At 52.4% G+C, this 15919-nt stretch carries 14 protein-coding genes and 1 pseudogene; 9 read left to right on the forward strand and 6 right to left on the reverse strand.

Features of this window, described 5'->3' with window-relative positions; all coding sequences use genetic code 11:
• From hemF to Hfont_RS13610, 3 genes are all read right to left on the reverse strand, one after another.
• Window positions 1-906 carry an oxygen-dependent coproporphyrinogen oxidase gene (gene hemF / locus Hfont_RS13600; protein ID WP_112992951.1) on the reverse strand — a complete coding sequence of 302 codons (906 nt, stop codon included), beginning with the start codon at window positions 904-906 and terminating at the stop codon, window positions 1-3.
• Window positions 907-1068: 162 nt separating this feature from the next.
• Complete coding sequence (purD, locus tag Hfont_RS13605) at window positions 1069-2340, reverse strand: phosphoribosylamine--glycine ligase (protein WP_112992952.1); 1272 nt, start codon at window positions 2338-2340, stop codon at window positions 1069-1071.
• 129 nt (window positions 2341-2469) lie between these two features.
• Window positions 2470-3195, reverse strand: coding sequence for a YebC/PmpR family DNA-binding transcriptional regulator (locus Hfont_RS13610; RefSeq protein WP_112992953.1), 726 nt, complete (start codon window positions 3193-3195; stop codon window positions 2470-2472).
• Between the two features lie 91 nt (window positions 3196-3286).
• Here Hfont_RS13610 and Hfont_RS13615 point away from each other — a divergent pair, with 91 nt between their 5' ends.
• Window positions 3287-4795: a helicase HerA-like C-terminal domain-containing protein gene (locus Hfont_RS13615; protein ID WP_112992954.1), complete on the forward strand. Its 1509-nt coding sequence runs from the start codon at window positions 3287-3289 to the stop codon at window positions 4793-4795.
• A gap of 67 nt (window positions 4796-4862) precedes the next feature.
• Here Hfont_RS13615 and Hfont_RS13620 read toward each other — a convergent pair whose 3' ends face one another.
• Window positions 4863-5612 carry an SDR family NAD(P)-dependent oxidoreductase gene (locus tag Hfont_RS13620; RefSeq protein ID WP_112992955.1) on the reverse strand — a complete coding sequence of 250 codons (750 nt, stop codon included), beginning with the start codon at window positions 5610-5612 and terminating at the stop codon, window positions 4863-4865.
• Here Hfont_RS13620 and Hfont_RS13625 point away from each other — a divergent pair.
• A pseudogene (locus Hfont_RS13625) lies at window positions 5568-6194 on the forward strand (GlxA family transcriptional regulator); the annotation flags it as partial. The gene Hfont_RS13620 and the pseudogene Hfont_RS13625 sit on opposite strands and share 45 nt — an antisense overlap.
• Before the next feature lie 47 nt (window positions 6195-6241).
• On the opposite strand, the gene Hfont_RS13630 reads toward Hfont_RS13625, so the two are convergent.
• Complete coding sequence (locus tag Hfont_RS13630; RefSeq protein ID WP_112992956.1) at window positions 6242-7225, reverse strand: LysR family transcriptional regulator; 984 nt, start codon at window positions 7223-7225, stop codon at window positions 6242-6244.
• 125 nt (window positions 7226-7350) lie between these two features.
• Here Hfont_RS13630 and Hfont_RS13635 point away from each other — a divergent pair, with 125 nt between their 5' ends.
• The 5 genes from Hfont_RS13635 to Hfont_RS15110 all read left to right on the forward strand — a co-directional run bounded on the left by Hfont_RS13635 (window position 7351) and on the right by Hfont_RS15110 (window position 11008).
• Window positions 7351-7965, forward strand: a complete 615-nt coding sequence (locus tag Hfont_RS13635; RefSeq protein ID WP_112992957.1) for an FMN-dependent NADH-azoreductase — start codon at window positions 7351-7353, stop codon at window positions 7963-7965.
• An 85-nt stretch (window positions 7966-8050) separates the two neighbouring features.
• Window positions 8051-8689, forward strand: coding sequence for a GTP cyclohydrolase II (gene ribA / locus Hfont_RS13640; protein WP_112992958.1), 639 nt, complete (start codon window positions 8051-8053; stop codon window positions 8687-8689).
• A 137-nt stretch (window positions 8690-8826) separates the two neighbouring features.
• Window positions 8827-9738, forward strand: a complete 912-nt coding sequence (locus Hfont_RS13645; RefSeq protein WP_112992959.1) for a DMT family transporter — start codon at window positions 8827-8829, stop codon at window positions 9736-9738.
• 115 nt (window positions 9739-9853) lie between these two features.
• A complete protein-coding gene (locus Hfont_RS13650; protein WP_112992960.1) occupies window positions 9854-10828 on the forward strand; it encodes a quinone oxidoreductase family protein in 975 nt (324 codons plus the stop codon).
• 9 nt (window positions 10829-10837) lie between these two features.
• Window positions 10838-11008 (forward strand): hypothetical protein, encoded by a 171-nt coding sequence (locus Hfont_RS15110; protein ID WP_162845916.1) that lies wholly within the window; start codon window positions 10838-10840, stop codon window positions 11006-11008.
• Window positions 11009-11119: 111 nt separating this feature from the next.
• Here Hfont_RS15110 and Hfont_RS13655 read toward each other — a convergent pair whose 3' ends face one another.
• Window positions 11120-11746 carry a DUF4136 domain-containing protein gene (locus tag Hfont_RS13655; RefSeq protein WP_112992961.1) on the reverse strand — a complete coding sequence of 209 codons (627 nt, stop codon included), beginning with the start codon at window positions 11744-11746 and terminating at the stop codon, window positions 11120-11122.
• A gap of 233 nt (window positions 11747-11979) precedes the next feature.
• Here Hfont_RS13655 and pepN point away from each other — a divergent pair, with 233 nt between their 5' ends.
• Both pepN and Hfont_RS13665 read left to right on the forward strand, forming a co-directional pair.
• The gene (pepN, locus tag Hfont_RS13660) at window positions 11980-14628 is read left to right on the forward strand and encodes an aminopeptidase N (protein ID WP_112992962.1); all 2649 of its coding nucleotides are present in this window, start codon (window positions 11980-11982) and stop codon (window positions 14626-14628) included.
• Window positions 14629-14743: 115 nt separating this feature from the next.
• Window positions 14744-15748: a class 1 fructose-bisphosphatase gene (locus Hfont_RS13665; RefSeq protein WP_112992963.1), complete on the forward strand. Its 1005-nt coding sequence runs from the start codon at window positions 14744-14746 to the stop codon at window positions 15746-15748.
• Window positions 15749-15919: the final 171 nt, after the last annotated feature.

Raw genomic sequence — 15919 nt, forward strand, 5'->3', positions numbered from 1 at the left:
TCAAATCCAGTCGCGATGAACGAGGAAGTCGGTAGCCAATTTCGCTTCCGGGCTGCCTGCTTCCGGCTGCCAGTTATAGCGCCATGTTACCACTGGTGGCATCGACATCAGAATTGATTCGGTCCGGCCGCCTGATTGCAGGCCAAACAGCGTGCCGCGATCGAACACCAGGTTGAACTCGACATAACGTCCGCGTCTATAGGTTTGGAAGTCGCGTTCACGCTCGCCATAGGGCGTATCTTTGCGTTTTTTCAGTATTGGCACATAGGATGCTATGAAATGGTCACCTACGCTTTGCTGCAATGCGAAGCACTTTTCGAAGCCCAGTTCATTCAAGTCATCGAAAAAGATGCCGCCTACGCCGCGCGCTTCCTGTCTGTGCTTCAGATAAAAATATTCATCGCACCATTTCTTATACTTGGCATGCAGATCGTCGCCGAACGGTTGCAAGGAATCGCGACAGACTTGATGGAAGTGTCGTGCGTCTTCTTCAAAGCCGTAATAAGGCGTCAAATCCATGCCGCCGCCGAACCACCAGATCGGTTCATGGCCTTCAGCCGTCGCGATAAAGAAGCGCACATTCATATGCACGGTTGGTGCGTACGGATTGCGTGGGTGCAGTACCAGTGACACCCCCATTGCTTCCCAGTTGCGACCTGCAAGTTCAGGGCGATTTGCTGCGGCTGAAGGCGGCAGGTTTTTTCCTGTCACATGCGAAAACCCAACGCCGCCGCGTTCGAAGACATTGCCGTTTTCAATGATGCGCGAAATACCGCCGCCACCTTCTGCGCGCTGCCAGCTATCCGTGCCGAAGGCCTGGCCGTCGACTTCTTCCAGCGCCGAGACGATGCGCTGCTGCAGATCAAGTAAATAAGCTTTGACGGAAGACGACTGAGTGGAGGTCATACTCGATACTAAAAAGGTTGAGTGCGGATTGTACTCTGCGTGTCATGACGAGTTGATGCGGCCAGCTCGTCCGAATACATACAAATGAAGAAATGCCGGTTGCAATCAACAGGCATTTCTTTTAATGATAGGCCTAGCTTCAGCGCACAGCTTTGATATGAATCAAGGACGTTTCAATGCGCGCCAGCCAATATCACCACGGAATTGCGCGCCGTCGAAATGGATGTGCTCGATCGTATCGTAGGCTTTCTTTTGTGCGACTTTGACGCTATCGCCCAGGCCGACTACGCACAAGACGCGACCGCCGTTTGTTATCAATTGCTTGCCGTTCAAGCTTGTACCAGCGTGGAAGGTCACACTGTCGTCGGTTTCTGCGGGAATGCCGGTAATGATGTCGCCTTTGCGTGGCGCGTCAGGGTAACCAGCCGCTGCCAGTACGACGCCTAATGCAGTGCGTCTGTCCCATTCCAGTTCGATGTTATCCAGAGTGCCATTGACGGCATGTTCCATTACGCCGACCAGATCGGTTTTCAGGCGCGCCATGATAGGTTGGGTTTCCGGATCGCCCATGCGGCAATTGAATTCCAGCGTTTTTGGATTGCCTTGATCATCAATCATCAAGCCAGCATAGAGGAAGCCGGTAAATGTGATGCCGTCCTTGGCCATGCCTTGCACAGTCGGTTGAATGATTTCGCGCATGACGCGCGCATGCAATGCTGGCGTGACGATAGGTGCCGGTGAATACGCGCCCATGCCGCCGGTGTTCGGACCTTCGTCGTTGTCGAGCAGACGTTTGTGATCCTGGCTGGTAGCCAGCGGCAAGATGTTCTTGCCATCGACCATGACGATGAAGCTGGCTTCTTCGCCTGCGAGGAATTCTTCGATGACGACGCGTGCACCTGCATCGCCGAGCTTGTTATCTGACAGCATCATGTCGACGGCTTGATGTGCTTCTTCCAGCGTCAACGCAACCACTACACCTTTGCCGGCAGCCAGGCCGTCGGCCTTGATCACGATAGGTGCACCTTTGCGATCTATATATTCGTGCGCGCCTTTTACTTCTGAAAACGTTTGGTATTCAGCAGTCGGAATCGCATGACGCTGCATGAACGATTTGGCGAAATCTTTCGAGCTTTCCAGTTGAGCAGCTTCTTTGGTCGGGCCGAAAATTTTCAAGCCCAGATCGCGGAAGATGTTGACGATGCCGGCGGCCAGCGGCGTTTCCGGGCCGACCACGGTCAGCGCGATATGTTCTTGCTGTGCGAATTCTGCCAGTGCATGCGGATCGGTGATCGCGATGTTTTTCAAACGCTCGTCGAGTGCCGTACCGCCGTTACCCGGGGCGACATAGACCATTTGTATCCGTTCGGATTGTGCCAGTTTCCAAGCCAGGGCATGTTCGCGGCCGCCTGAGCCGACTACCAGAATTTTCATGAGATGGTCCGTTGCTTTTACTAAAATCGTGGCATCAAAAAGAGTTATGCCACTGGTTGTATGAGGTGATTTATTCGCATTGCATTAAAAAAGCGGACTTTGTCCGCTCCTTTGATGTTTACGCGTTTTTTATTCGTTAATTATCGCGTTGGTATAAATCTCTTGTACGTCGTCGAGATTTTCCAATGCATCCAGCAGTTTTTGCATCTTGATGGCGTCGTCGCCTTCAAATACGGTTTCGGTCGCAGGTTTCATCACGACTTCTGCCAGCTCCGCCTTGAAGCCGGCTGCTGCCAGTGCGTCCTTGACCGCAGAAAAATCATGCGGCGGGCAAATCACTTCAATCCCGCCTTCATCATCGGTCGTCACGTCTTCGGCACCGGCTTCCAGCGCGGCTTCCATCAACTTGTCTTCGTCTGTACCTGGTGCAAAGAAAAATTGCCCGCAATGCTTGAACATGAAGGCAACCGAACCTTCGGCACCCATATTGCCGCCGAACTTGGAAAATGCATGGCGAACTTCTGCCACGGTACGCACGCGATTGTCGGTCATGCAATCGACCAGAATGGCCGCACCGTTGATGCCATAGCCTTCGTAGCGGATTTCTTCATAGTTGACGCCTTCCAGTCCGCCGCTGCCGCGCTGCACCGCACGCGTGACATTGTCCTTGGGCATATTCGCGTCGGCTGCCTTGTCGACTGCCAGGCGCAAGCGTGGATTGGATGCGATGTCGCCGCCACCCATGCGTGCGGCAACCGTGATTTCCTTGATCAGACGGGTCCAGACTTTGCCGCGCCTTTCGTCTTGACGGCCTTTACGATGCTGAATATTGGCCCATTTGCTGTGTCCTGCCATGACGAATCTTTCCCGATCAGTTAGCTATAATGAAGCGCGGATTTTACCATACCGCCCGCACGCTAAACCTCACCCTTTGTGGACAAAAAACATGCCAAATCCCTTGCTGATTGCAAAAAACAAAGAACACGAACTGAGCTTGCTCCCTGAGCTTGCCAATCGACATGGCTGCATTACCGGTGCGACCGGCACAGGTAAAACCGTTACCTTGCAAACATTTGCGCAAGCCTTGTCCAATATCGGGGTGCCGGTTTTTATGGCTGACGTCAAAGGTGATCTGTCCGGGATTGCCAAGGCGGGGTCGTTCAGTGGCAAGGTCAAGGAACGGTACACGATGCTGGAGGTGCCGGAACCGGCTTGGGCTGGCGCGCCGGTGACATTCTGGGATGTGTTTGGCGAAAAAGGCCATCCGGTGCGTGCGACGATTTCCGATCTCGGTCCGCTGTTGCTGGCGCGCATGCTGAATCTGAACGATACCCAGCAAGGTGTGCTGCAACTGGTATTCAAGATCGCTGACGATAACGGTTTGTTATTGCTGGACATTAAAGACTTGCGTGCGATGCTGCAGCATGTCGGCGATAACGCGGCAACCTTCCAGACCGAATACGGCAATATTTCATCGGCCAGCATAGGCGCGATTCAGCGCGGCCTGATCGGTATCGAAGAGCAGGGCGGCGACAAGTTCTTTGGCGAACCTATGCTGAATATCGAGGATTTGATGCAGACCGATGCCAAAGGCAAAGGCGTGATCAACATTCTTGCTGCCGACAAGTTGATGAATGCGCCACGTTTGTATTCGACTTTTTTGCTATGGATGCTGTCTGAATTGTTCGAGCAGTTACCGGAAGTCGGCGATCTGGATAAACCAAAACTCGCCTTCTTTTTCGATGAAGCACATTTGCTGTTCGCGGAAGCGCCCAAGCCGCTACTGCAAAAAATCGAACAAGTGGTACGTCTGATACGTTCGAAAGGCGTAGGCGTGTATTTTGTTACGCAAAATCCTCTGGATATTCCCGATACCGTTCTCGGTCAGCTTGGCAATCGGGTGCAGCATGCCTTGCGCGCTTATACGCCGCGCGATCAAAAAGCGGTGCAAGCTGCGGCAGAAACCTTCCGCCCCAATCCTGCGCTGGATATCGTGCAAGTCATTACCGAGCTGGGCGTGGGCGAAGCGCTGGTTTCATTCCTTGATGAAAAAGGCCGTCCAACCATCGTTGAGCGCGGATTTGTCTTGCCGCCTGCATCACAGATAGGCCCGATTACGGATGGGGAACGATCGGCTTTGATTGCTAGTTCTGTCGTTGCCGGCATTTATGAAAAAGCAGTCGACCGTGAATCTGCATACGAAAAAATCAAAGGCCGCGTGACGGAAAAAGTACAGACGCGGGAAGTGCCAGCGACCAATCCGGCAGAAGCCGAAAGTGAAGGAGGTGGTTTCTCCGATGTATTAGGAGGCTTGTTTGGCGGCGGCAAGAAAACCAGCGGCCGACGTAGCGACACCGTTGTGGAGGCGATGATGAAATCGGCAGTGCGTACCATGGGTTCCACGGTCGGTCGTGAAATCATACGTGGAGTGCTGGGTTCGATAATGAAGCGCTGATGGTTTTCGTATCAATAAAAAAGGCGCCGATCGGCGCCTTTTTTATTTGTACATTGCTTGAGTTTGCTCAGTTTGCCACATGATAGCGTACCGCTGGTTTCACTGCTGACAAGCCGCCGCGCATGGCGTCACGCGCCGTTTCAAATGCATTCCAGTTTTCCAGTGTCGGCAGCGAAGGGATGGTAATCAATTCCTTCTGATCGAGGCCGGCGAGCGCCGCGTCTACCATGTCTTCCGCGGTCATTACCCATTCCTGCGGCAGGTGCTCCACTGCCAAACCGGCACGATTCCAGAACTGGGTGCGCGTTGCACCCGGTAACACGGCTTGTACCTGCACGCCTTTGCTGCCGAGTTCGTGATGCAACGATTGCGTGAATGCCATCACGTAGGCTTTGGTGCCGCCATACGTGCCGTTCAGCAGCTCAGGTGCAATAGCGACGATCGATGAAATATTGATGATCGTGCCTTTGCCGCGTGCGACAAACGCCGGTGCGATGGAGCGTGTCAGACGCGTCAGTGCTGTGACGTTGATTGCGATTAAATTATCCAGATCTTCCGGTGTTGAATCGATCAAGCCCTTGGTTGCGCCCAGACCGGCGTTGTTGACCAGCAGTGTGATCGCGCTATCGGCGGCCAGTGTTTGTTCAATCTTGTGCAGATCGGTGCTTACAGTCAGATCGGCCTTGATGGTTTCAACCTTGCGACCGGTTGCGGCGTTGATAGCGCTGGCAACCTCTTTCAATTTTGCTTCGTCGCGGGCGACCAGCACCAGATCGTAAAAGCAGGTTTGCTCGATGGTCGCCGCGCCACTACACATTGGTTCGGCGCGCTTGAATTGAAGCGCAGGTATCCAAAGATTCGCGTCGACGAGGATCGCATTTTCATCAATGACGATAATCGCTGGACGTCGGCCGGCATGACTGCATGCATCGATTTGTGTCTGGCGATGGTAGAAGAAGATCTAGGCGTGGATGCTGCGCGCATGATCGCCAAGAAGATGGTTGTCTATCACCGCCGTAGCGGCGGGCAGTCGCAGTTTTCCGCTTTGCTGGAATTGGAACCGAAGACCGATCGCATCCAGAAAGCGCTCAGTTACGCCAAGCAGAATTTAAAAAAAGAACTGTCCGTCGATGATCTGGCCGATGCAGCCAATCTGAGTCGCCGCCAATTTACGCGCGCATTCAAAACTGAAACCGGCCAGTCGCCAGCCAAGGCAGTCGAAACTTTGCGTGTGGAAGCGGCGCGCTCGATGATAGAAGAAGGCAATCATTCGCTGGATGTGGTCGCGCGCGAAAACGGTTTCTCCGATCCGGAACGGATGCGACGCGCCTTCATCCGCGCATTCGGTCAGCCGCCGCAGGCGATCAAGCGCGCGGCAAAACTGGATGCTGCTGCCTGAAGCATCTCTTCATTCTGCGTTTGCCGAAATTCCGGCAGACGCGTGCATCAGGGTGTGGCAGTTTGTTCTGCGAACTGCGTATCTTCCGGCAGTCCTGGCGGCGGGTTCTCGGGCATTTTCGACGGCGTTGCCAGTTCGGCGGCGTGTTCCAGAAAGTAGTGCATCAGCCAGCGACCGGCCGGTCCGGGGGCGTCGTCGATACGGTTGATCATGTGCAGCGAATATTGACCGGCTGTCAGATGCTCCAGTTGCAGATGCATGAGTCGTCCTTCGCGTACGTCCGCGCGCACCATTTCTTCCGGCATCGACCCCCATCCCAAACCGTTCAGCAGCAGCATATGCTTGGCGCCGAGGTCGCCGAGCCGCCAGTCGCGCAATGCGACCACGCCGAAATTCTGCCCCGCCGTCAGTTGGCTGCGATCCGTCAGCACCAGTTGCGTGTAATCGCGCGCCACTTCAGTCGGAATCGTTCCCTGCATCTGGCCCAGCGGATGCGAAGGCGCAGCGACCGGAATCATGGTGATGTAGCCCAATTGCTGAGCCTGAAAAATATCAGGGAAGTCGAGCATCGGCCCGGCAATGCCGATCTGACATACGCGCTCGGCGACCAGATGTTTGACGGCACCCAGTGCCTCGATACGCAGGCGCAAGCTGACTGTCGGAAATTGCTGCTGGAACGCTTGCAGCGCGAGAACCAGTTGGCAGTTCGGGAACATCACGTCGACGACAATCGATACTTCGGCTTCCAGTCCCAGCGACAGTGTCTTTGCTCGAGCCCGCATCGCATCAACCTTCATACCGACAGTACGTGCATCTGCCAGCAGTGCCTTGCCGGCTTCGGTCAGCGTCGGCTTGCGCTTGCTGCGGTCGAACAGCGGCACGTTCAATTGCGCTTCCAGATTGGCGATCGTATAACTGACGACGGACTGCGTGCGGTGCAATTCCGCAGCGGCGCGCGAGAAGCTGCCGCAGTCGATGACGGCGACAAAAACCCGTAATTGGTCGAGGGTGGGGAGGCCGGGATCTCTCATATCTATAAAATCGATGCTAATTAACTAAACAATGTGGGTTTTCTAGATATTAAACCTGTCTTACGATGGTTGCAACAACACGACAACGTGTTTTTGAATATCAACCCCGACAGGAGTAATTAATCATGAGCAAGATTCTTCACATCAACAGTAGCGTTCGTAATACCGATTCGATCTCGCGCAAAGTCACCGCTGAGTTTCTGAGTAAATGGAAAGCCAAAGAACCAAACACCGTGATCGTCGATCGCGACCTTGCGGCGAATCCATTGCCACATTTGACCGAGCAAACGCTGGGCGCATTCTTTACGCCTGCAGAGCAACGCACGCCAGAACAAGTCGAGATCGCCAAGTTGTCGGAATCGTTGGTGCAGGAATTGTTCGACGCGGACGTCATTGTGATCGGTGCACCTATGTACAATTTCTCGATCACCTCGGGTTTGAAAGCGTGGATCGATCACGTGGCGCGTGCCGGCGTGACGTTTAAATACACGGACAAAGGCCCAGTTGGGCAATTGACCGGTAAAAAAGTCTATGTTTTCACGTCGCGCGGTGGTGTGTATAGCGAAGGTCCTTACGCAGCAATGGACTTCCACGGTACTTATTTGCGTGCGGTATTGGGCTTCATCGGCCTGACCGATGTGACCTTTATTCATAGCGAAGGACTGGCAATGGGCGATGCCGGCGTCGATAAAGCTTTGGCGCAAACGAGCAACACAATAAACGAATTGCTCCCAGCCTGATATCCTTCGTCTTCTGATAAAAAACGCAGCACATGTCAAAAAGGCATGCGCTGCGTTTGATGATTGATCGATTGACGCTGAAACCATGAAACCAAGTCTTGCCTCCGCCACTGCTATCAGTGCGCTTGTTCCAACTGAATCTGAACTCGATTACGCAACGTCGTGCGAGCTACCTATGCCGTGGGCGACTTTCCGCCTGCACGCTTTTGTCGAGCCGGCTACCGGCAAGGAGCATGTCGCTATCACCTTGGGCGATGTGGCTAATGGCGAACCGGTGTTGGCGCGTATTCATTCCGAATGTTTGACCGGCGATGCCTTGTTCAGCTTGCGTTGCGATTGTGGTCCGCAACTGGAAGCAGCGTTGAAGAAAATCGCCGAAGAAGGTCGTGGCGCGCTGTTTTATTTGCGGCAGGAAGGTCGCGGCATCGGTCTCGTCAATAAAATCCGTGCCTATCAATTGCAGGATGCTGGTGCCGATACGGTCGAAGCCAACGAAGCACTCGGCTTTAAACCGGATCAACGCAATTACAAATTATGCAAACCTATGTTGCAGCATTTGCAGATTTCGAGCTTGCGCTTGATGACCAATAATCCACGCAAAATCACGGCGATGGAACAACTGGGTTTGAAAGTAGTGGAGCGCGTACCGCTGGTGATTACACGCAATCCATTCAACGAACGTTATCTGACGACCAAGGCAGCCAAGCTTGGACATTTGTTTTAAATTCGGTCATTTATCTTCAAACTAAGATTCACACCCATACGTCGACCATGCCATGCCGCATGGTCGTTTTAGTTATGCGGCATGTCGTTTTCTGGCATCGGAAAACTTGAAATCCGCTTAGCCTTTACAATCACGGCATGACTGCTTCAACCTCACCTTCGTCCGCGCGCAAGCTGTTTCTCATCGGTCTGCTGATCGCCATCGTCGGCGCGGTTCTGTTCTCCACCAAAGCCATTGTTGCCAAACTGATTTATCGCTATGACGTGGATGCGGTGACGCTGATCGCTTTTCGCATGATATTTTCGCTGCCGTTTTTTATCGTGATTGCGGTGTGGAAGGCGCGCACGGCCCAGCCTTTGAACAATACGGAAAAAGGGCAGATCGTGATTCTCGGTTTGCTTGGTTACTACCTGTCCAGTTTTCTCGATTTCCTTGGCCTGCAATATATTTCCGCTGGTCTTGAGCGCCTGATTCTGTTTTTGACGCCTTCATTCGTGCTGCTGCTTTCGGTCTTCCTGATGAAGAAGAAAATCACTGCGATCGAATGGGCCGCGCTCGGCACGTCTTACCTGGGAACGGTGCTGGTGTTTGTGCACGACGTCAGAATTGGCGGCTCGAATGTCACGATAGGAGGCATGTTCGTATTGGGTAGTGCGATTTCGTACGCGATCTATCTGCTGGCATCTGGCGAATTGGTCAGGCGGGTAGGTGCTTTGCGCCTGGTGGCATATGCGATGTGCGTATCCAGTGTTGCGTGCATTGCTCAGTTTTTTATATTGCGTCCCGTGTCCATGCTGATACAGCCGATGGATGTGTATAGCTTGTCGATGATCAACGCGTTCTTCTGTACTGTATTACCGGTGTTCTTGACAATGATTGCAGTGGATCGCATAGGAGCAGCCACGGCATCGCAAGCGGGTATGATCGGTCCGGTATCCACACTTTTTCTTGCAGCATGGATACTGGGTGAACCTATCACCGGAATTCAGTTGGCTGGAACAGCTTTGGTGTTGTGCGGAATTTATCTGTTATCCAAAAAGAAAGCGTAAGAATAGGTAGTGAGAATCAAGGCCAGCTTTTGGAGTTGTAGTAAAGATTGCGCTGAAATAAGGCGTCCAAGCTTTGCTGCATGTGTTGAACCGATATGAATAAGTGAGTGTACCCATGACAAAAGTAATCAGAATTCAGGAAACAGGTGCTCCAGATGTAATGGAATACGTTGATGTCGACTTGCCAGCGCCAGGTTCTGGTGAAGTGCTGGTACGCCAAATGGCTTGCGGTTTGAATTTCATCGATGTTTATTTCCGTACCGGTCTGTATCCGCAATCCTTGCCCGGCAGTTTGGGCATGGAAGGTGCGGGCGTGATCGAAGCAGTTGGTGCAAATGTTTCGCACGTCAAAGTCGGTGATCGCGTTGCATATGCTGGACGCCCACTCGGTGCTTACGCAGAAGCGCGCGTGATGCCAGCCGACGTTCTGGTCAAATTGCCGGATTCGATCAGTTTTGAGACTGCGGCTGCGATGATGCTGCAAGGCTTGACGGTGCAATATCTGTTTCGTCGCACATTTCGCTTGCAGGGTGGTGAAACCATCCTGTTTCACGCAGCTGCCGGTGGCGTTGGTTTGATCGCCTGCCAATGGGCACGTGCTTTGGGCGTGACGATGATAGGCACGGTAGGCTCGGATGAAAAGGCAGCGCTGGCAAAAGCAAATGGCTGCATACACACTATCAACTACAACAAGGAAAATTTTGTTGAGCGCGTGAAAGAAATTACTGGCGGCAAAGGCGTGCCTGTCGTGTATGACTCGATCGGCAAAGATACCTTCATCGGTTCGCTGGATTGTCTTGCGCCGCTTGGCATGATGGTCAGTTTCGGTAGTGCATCTGGTCCTGTACCTCCTTTCGGTTTGAATGAATTGGCGACACGCGGATCGCTGTTTGTGACGCGGCCATCACTCTTCAATTACACCGCAAAGCGCGATGATCTGGAAATCATGGCGGCAGAATTATTCGGTATGGTCGAAAGCGGAAAGATAAAGATCGATATCAATCAACGTTATGCCTTGAAAGATGTGGCGCAGGCACATCGCGATCTTGAGTCGCGCAAAACTACCGGCTCATCGATTTTGATTCCCTAAGGATTTTTGATGCAAGAATTGGATACTGATGGCGTCAAGTTAGACGAGTCGCAGCTGGAAGAGGCATCTTCTGATTCCGATGGCAGGCCTAAATTCGGGCGTTTGCTTGTGCTGCTCGCGTTTGCCGTGGCGATAGTGGCGGCACTGACATTCGGTTCGCAAGCGTATTACACACCTTGAGAATTGATTGATAGTAACCAGCGTTGAATAAAAAATGGCGACCTACGGGGTCGCCATTTTTTATCTTGTATTCTTGCTCAACCATGAAGTCAGGCGTGACATGAATGGGGATTAGTCTTTTATTTCCAGCTTCAAGCGACGCGGCACACCGTTAGGCCCAGGGAAATCCGCAAATGCGCTGCGTACCATATAAGGCATGGCAAACGCCAGCGAACCATTGGCTCCCTCGCTATTCACCGTAACGTCATACAGTTTTTTGCCATCCTTGCTGCGCGTAATCAGGACGTTGAGTTGACGCTGAAATAACTGGTAATGCACTTCCTGATATTGCGTCACCGGTCCCGGATACCAGAATGGATCGTAATAAGGGCCGTAATAACCGCGCCATCTAGGACCGTAATACGGGTAAGAAGGCCAATACGGATCGACGATAACCGGCTGGACTGTTTGCACATCGCGCACATCAATTCGATAGTTAACAACTACCTTCAGATTGGCACCGCGCGGATCTTGCGCTTCAGCAAAGCCGAGTCGGCCCAATTCATTGCGCACAAGATTTTCATAACTACGATATTCAAGATCGTTTTCCTTCTCGCCCTTACGATCGAAAATATAGGTTTTATTCTGTAAATCAGCCGGCCATTCGTGAAATGCGACCACATCATTTCGAATAAACGAAGCGCAGCCGCTTAACAACAGGCTGGACAAGGCAAGTAATAACAATAAACCGCGACGCAATTTGATTCTCCTTAAACCGGTATACACGGCATCACGACAGGATAACGGCAATCTGCAAAAGAGCAGTTACATTTTGTAAGCTGCCAGCCTCGCTTGCCATGTTGTCGGTATGATCACACATGCAAAGTTGAGCGGACTTTTTGCGGCTTATTAACTCAGACAAGCAGATTCCATTTTCATTCCCATGATTGGTAAAATGGCCCTTTGCTTCACTCCCACCGAATCCTATTCCTATGCGCACCGACACTTCCCCTGCGATTTATCGTAAAGACTACACACCACCAAGTTATTGGGTACGCACTGTTCATATGGGTTTCGACCTCGATCCGTCGGCGACCCGTGTAGCGACACGCATTACCCTTGAGCGCAATTTCGACAGTACTGAAAAAGCGGTGGTTTTGTACGGCGATGAAGTGGAACTGGTGCAAATCCATTTAAACGGCAAAGCCCTGTCCAAGCGCGATTACGCGCTGAAAGATGGAGTATTGCGGATTCCGGTTGCTGTGAACGAAATCACGCTGGACATTGAAACCTTGATTCGGCCGGACAAAAATACTTCCTTGATGGGTTTGTATGTATCAAGCGGAAATTTTTTCACGCAATGCGAAGCCGAAGGTTTCCGCAAAATTACCTACTTCCCGGATAGGCCGGATGTGATGGCGCAATATACCGTCATGCTGCGCGCGGACAAGACAAAATATCCTGTGTTGCTGTCGAACGGCAATTTGATAGAAGAAGGCGATCTGGGCGATGGTCGTCATTACGCCTTGTGGGAAGACCCGTTCAAGAAGCCCTCCTATCTGTTTGCACTGGTCGCCGGTCAACTGGTTTGTCAGGAAGAAACGATCAAACTCAAGTCCGGCCGCGATGCCTTGCTGCAGGTTTGGGTCGAGGATGGCAATCTCGACAAGACGCAGCACGCGATGGATTCGCTGATCAATAGCATACGCTGGGATGAAGAGCGCTTTGGTCTGGAACTGGATCTCGATCGCTTCATGATCGTCGCCGTTGGCGACTTCAATATGGGCGCGATGGAAAACAAGGGCTTGAACATTTTCAACACCAAGTACGTGCTGGCCAATCCTCGTATCGCAACCGATGTCGATTACGCGAATATCGAAGCGGTGGTCGGTCATGAATACTTCCATAACTGGACCGGCAATCGCGTGACCTGCCGCGACTGGTTTCAGTTATCGTTGAAAGAAGGATTGACCGTTTTCCGCGATCAAGAGTTCTCGGCTGATATGGTTGGTACCGATAGCGGTCGCGCAGTCAAACGTATTGATGATGTGCGCGTGCTGCGTCAGGCGCAGTTTCCGGAAGATGCGGGTCCGATGGCGCATCCGGTGCGTCCCGACTCGTTTGTCGAAATCAGCAACTTCTATACCGTCACAATTTATGAAAAAGGCGCAGAAGTTGTGCGCATGTACCAAACCTTGCTGGGGCGCGATGGTTTCCGCAAGGGCATGGACCTCTACTTCAAGCGCCATGATGGTCAAGCCGTTGAATGCGATGATTTCCGTGCGGCGATGTCGGCCGCGAATGGCCGTGATCTGACGCAGTTCGAGCGCTGGTACAGTCAGGCGGGTACGCCGCGTGTAACGGCGAAGACATCCTACGATGCGGCCAGCAAGACCTATGACATCACGCTGTCTCAATCTTGCCCGGCAACGCCGGGACAGGCAAAGAAGCTTTCTTTCCATATTCCGGTTGCCGTGGGTTTGCTCGATAGCAGCGGTAAAGACATGACATTGAAGCTGGACGGCGAAGTCGCCACGATAGGCACAGTCGTGCTGGAATTAACCTCGGCGCAGCAAACTTTCCGCTTTACCGATGTGAATGAGCAGCCAGTGCCGTCTATGCTGCGTAATTTTTCTGCGCCCATCGTGCTGGAATACGATTACAGCGAAGAAGAGCTGGCTTTCCTGATGGCGCACGATAGCGATGCATTCAATCGGTGGGAAGCTGGCCAACGCCTGGCGACACGCCGTTTGCTGGCATTGACTTCGTCAGCGCAAAAATCGGACGCTTTGAGCATCGATCAAGCATTGAGCGACAGTTTGCGCGCGACCTTGAACGACACGCAGCTCGATCCAGCTTTCCGCGAAACCGTACTGACCTTGCCGGCAGAAACGGTGATTGCCGAACAAATGGATGTGATTGATCCGCAAGCAATCCATACCGCGCGCCGTTTTTTGCGTCATTCATTGGCGCAAGCTTTGCGTGCGGATTTCGTCGCTGCATATAAAGCGAATCAAACCAGGGGCAACTACAGCCCGGATGCAACATCGTCCGGCAAACGCGCGTTGAAGAATTTGGCGCTCTCTTATATAGCGGAGCTGGATGACGCTGATGCGCACGCATTGGCGCAGGCGCAATATGACGTCGCGAATAATATGACTGATCGTATGGCATCCTTGTCGGCCTTGGCTAATAGTCAGGCGCCTGGCAAGGCGGCTGCGCTGGCACAGTTTTATAGCGATTTCGAGCAAGAACCCTTGGTGATCGATAAATGGTTCAGCTTGCAAGCGACGGCGCGCACCACTGATGTGGCTGCGGTGCGCAAGCTGATGTTGCACCCGGCGTTCTCCATCAAGAATCCGAATCGTGCACGCAGCCTGATATTCAGTTTCTGCAATGGCAATCCATCGCGTTTCCATGCGGCTGATGGTAGCGGTTATGTCTTTTGGGCTGAGCAAGTGATCGCGCTGGATGCAATCAATCCACAAGTTGGTGCTCGCTTGGCGCGTAGTCTGGATCGGTGGCGTAAATACGCGCCGGAACTGCAGGAAAAAATGCACGCTGCCTTGAAACGGGTCGCGGCGGCCAAGCTTTCTAAAGATACGAAAGAAGTCGTGACGAAGTCGCTTGCAGCGACGTGATTGATGGAAAAGTAATAGAGCAGCATACAATTGCCGGTCGAAACGACCGAGTTTGAGCTAGCAGTTTGATTAAAGCGCATTTGATTCAGCGCATTCGATAGAGATTAAGGACCACATGAAACGCATCAGCCTCACGCAATACCTGATTGAAGAGCAAAGACTGCACAACACCATCCCTGCAGAGTTGCGCTTGTTGATCGAAGTTGTCGCTCGCGCATGTAAAACCATCAGCCACGCAGTGGGCAAGGGTGAACTCGGTGAAGTGATGGGGTCGGCAGAAAGCGAAAACGTACAAGGCGAAGTACAAAAAAAGCTCGACATCATTTCCAACGACATTTTGCTGGAAGCTAATGAATGGGGCGGCCATTTGGCTGCAATGGCGTCGGAAGAGATGGAAACCATCCATCCGATTCCAAATCGCTACCCTATGGGCGAATACTTGTTGTTGTTCGATCCACTGGACGGTTCCAGCAATATCGATGTGAATGTTTCGATCGGCACGATCTTCTCGGTATTGAAAGCAGCCGACGGCATGCAAGCGCCGACCGAAGCTGATTTTCTGCAGCCGGGCAGCAAGCAAGTTGTCGCTGGTTACGCTGTTTATGGCCCGCAAACTGTATTGGTGCTGACTACTGGCAATGGCGTGCAGTGCTTTACGCTGGATCGTGAGATGGGTTCGTGGGTGATGACGCAAAAGAATATGCAGATTCCGGCGGATACCAAGGAATTTGCCATTAATGCATCGAATGCACGTCACTGGCATGCGCCGGTCAAACGTTATGTCGATGAAATGCTGGCTGGCACCACTGGTCCGCGCGGCAAGGATTTCAATATGCGCTGGATCGCCTCGATGGTGGCTGATGTACATCGCATCCTTAATCGTGGCGGTGTCTTCATGTATCCAGCCGATGCACGTGAACCGGACAAGCCAGGCAAGCTGCGCCTTATGTATGAAGCGAACCCGATGGCATTCCTGGTGGAGCAAGCGGGTGGGGCAGCAACTGATGGTCAGCAACGTATATTAGATATCCAGCCAGAAAAGCTGCATCAGCGTGTGCCAGTGTTCCTTGGATCTAAAAATGAAGTTGAGTTGGTAACCAGTTATCACAAGACAAAGTAGCGCCTCTATATAGAGGGAAATCCTTTTGCTAAAAGCCTTTGATAAAAAGAATTAAAGTATTTTCTCAAAAGGGGTTGCCAAGGCATTGGGTGCTTGCTATAGTTCGGCTCCCGTCGCAGAACAAGCAGCGAAACGCAGAGTGTAGCGAGCTGAATTGGGTGTGATGGGGGT

This window comes from Herminiimonas fonticola (assembly GCF_003293745.1).
Taxonomy (GTDB): Bacteria; Pseudomonadota; Gammaproteobacteria; order Burkholderiales; family Burkholderiaceae_D; genus Oxalicibacterium; species Oxalicibacterium fonticola.

What these genes read in the sequence shown, in the direction of transcription:
- Hfont_RS13620 (WP_112992955.1), bottom strand. Translation starts at nt 5,612, where the DNA reads ATGTGTAGTGGCGCGGCGACCATCGAGCAAACCTGCTTTTACGATCTG.
- Hfont_RS13635 (WP_112992957.1), top strand. Translation starts at nt 7,351, where the DNA reads ATGAGCAAGATTCTTCACATCAACAGTAGCGTTCGTAATACCGATTCG.
- hemF (WP_112992951.1), bottom strand. Translation starts at nt 906, where the DNA reads ATGACCTCCACTCAGTCGTCTTCCGTCAAAGCTTATTTACTTGATCTG.
- Hfont_RS13645 (WP_112992959.1), top strand. Translation starts at nt 8,827, where the DNA reads ATGACTGCTTCAACCTCACCTTCGTCCGCGCGCAAGCTGTTTCTCATC.
- Hfont_RS15110 (WP_162845916.1), top strand. Translation starts at nt 10,838, where the DNA reads ATGCAAGAATTGGATACTGATGGCGTCAAGTTAGACGAGTCGCAGCTG.
- Hfont_RS13665 (WP_112992963.1), top strand. Translation starts at nt 14,744, where the DNA reads ATGAAACGCATCAGCCTCACGCAATACCTGATTGAAGAGCAAAGACTG.
- Hfont_RS13650 (WP_112992960.1), top strand. Translation starts at nt 9,854, where the DNA reads ATGACAAAAGTAATCAGAATTCAGGAAACAGGTGCTCCAGATGTAATG.
- pepN (WP_112992962.1), top strand. Translation starts at nt 11,980, where the DNA reads ATGCGCACCGACACTTCCCCTGCGATTTATCGTAAAGACTACACACCA.
- Hfont_RS13615 (WP_112992954.1), top strand. Translation starts at nt 3,287, where the DNA reads ATGCCAAATCCCTTGCTGATTGCAAAAAACAAAGAACACGAACTGAGC.
- Hfont_RS13610 (WP_112992953.1), bottom strand. Translation starts at nt 3,195, where the DNA reads ATGGCAGGACACAGCAAATGGGCCAATATTCAGCATCGTAAAGGCCGT.
- purD (WP_112992952.1), bottom strand. Translation starts at nt 2,340, where the DNA reads ATGAAAATTCTGGTAGTCGGCTCAGGCGGCCGCGAACATGCCCTGGCT.
- Hfont_RS13630 (WP_112992956.1), bottom strand. Translation starts at nt 7,225, where the DNA reads ATGAGAGATCCCGGCCTCCCCACCCTCGACCAATTACGGGTTTTTGTC.
- ribA (WP_112992958.1), top strand. Translation starts at nt 8,051, where the DNA reads ATGAAACCAAGTCTTGCCTCCGCCACTGCTATCAGTGCGCTTGTTCCA.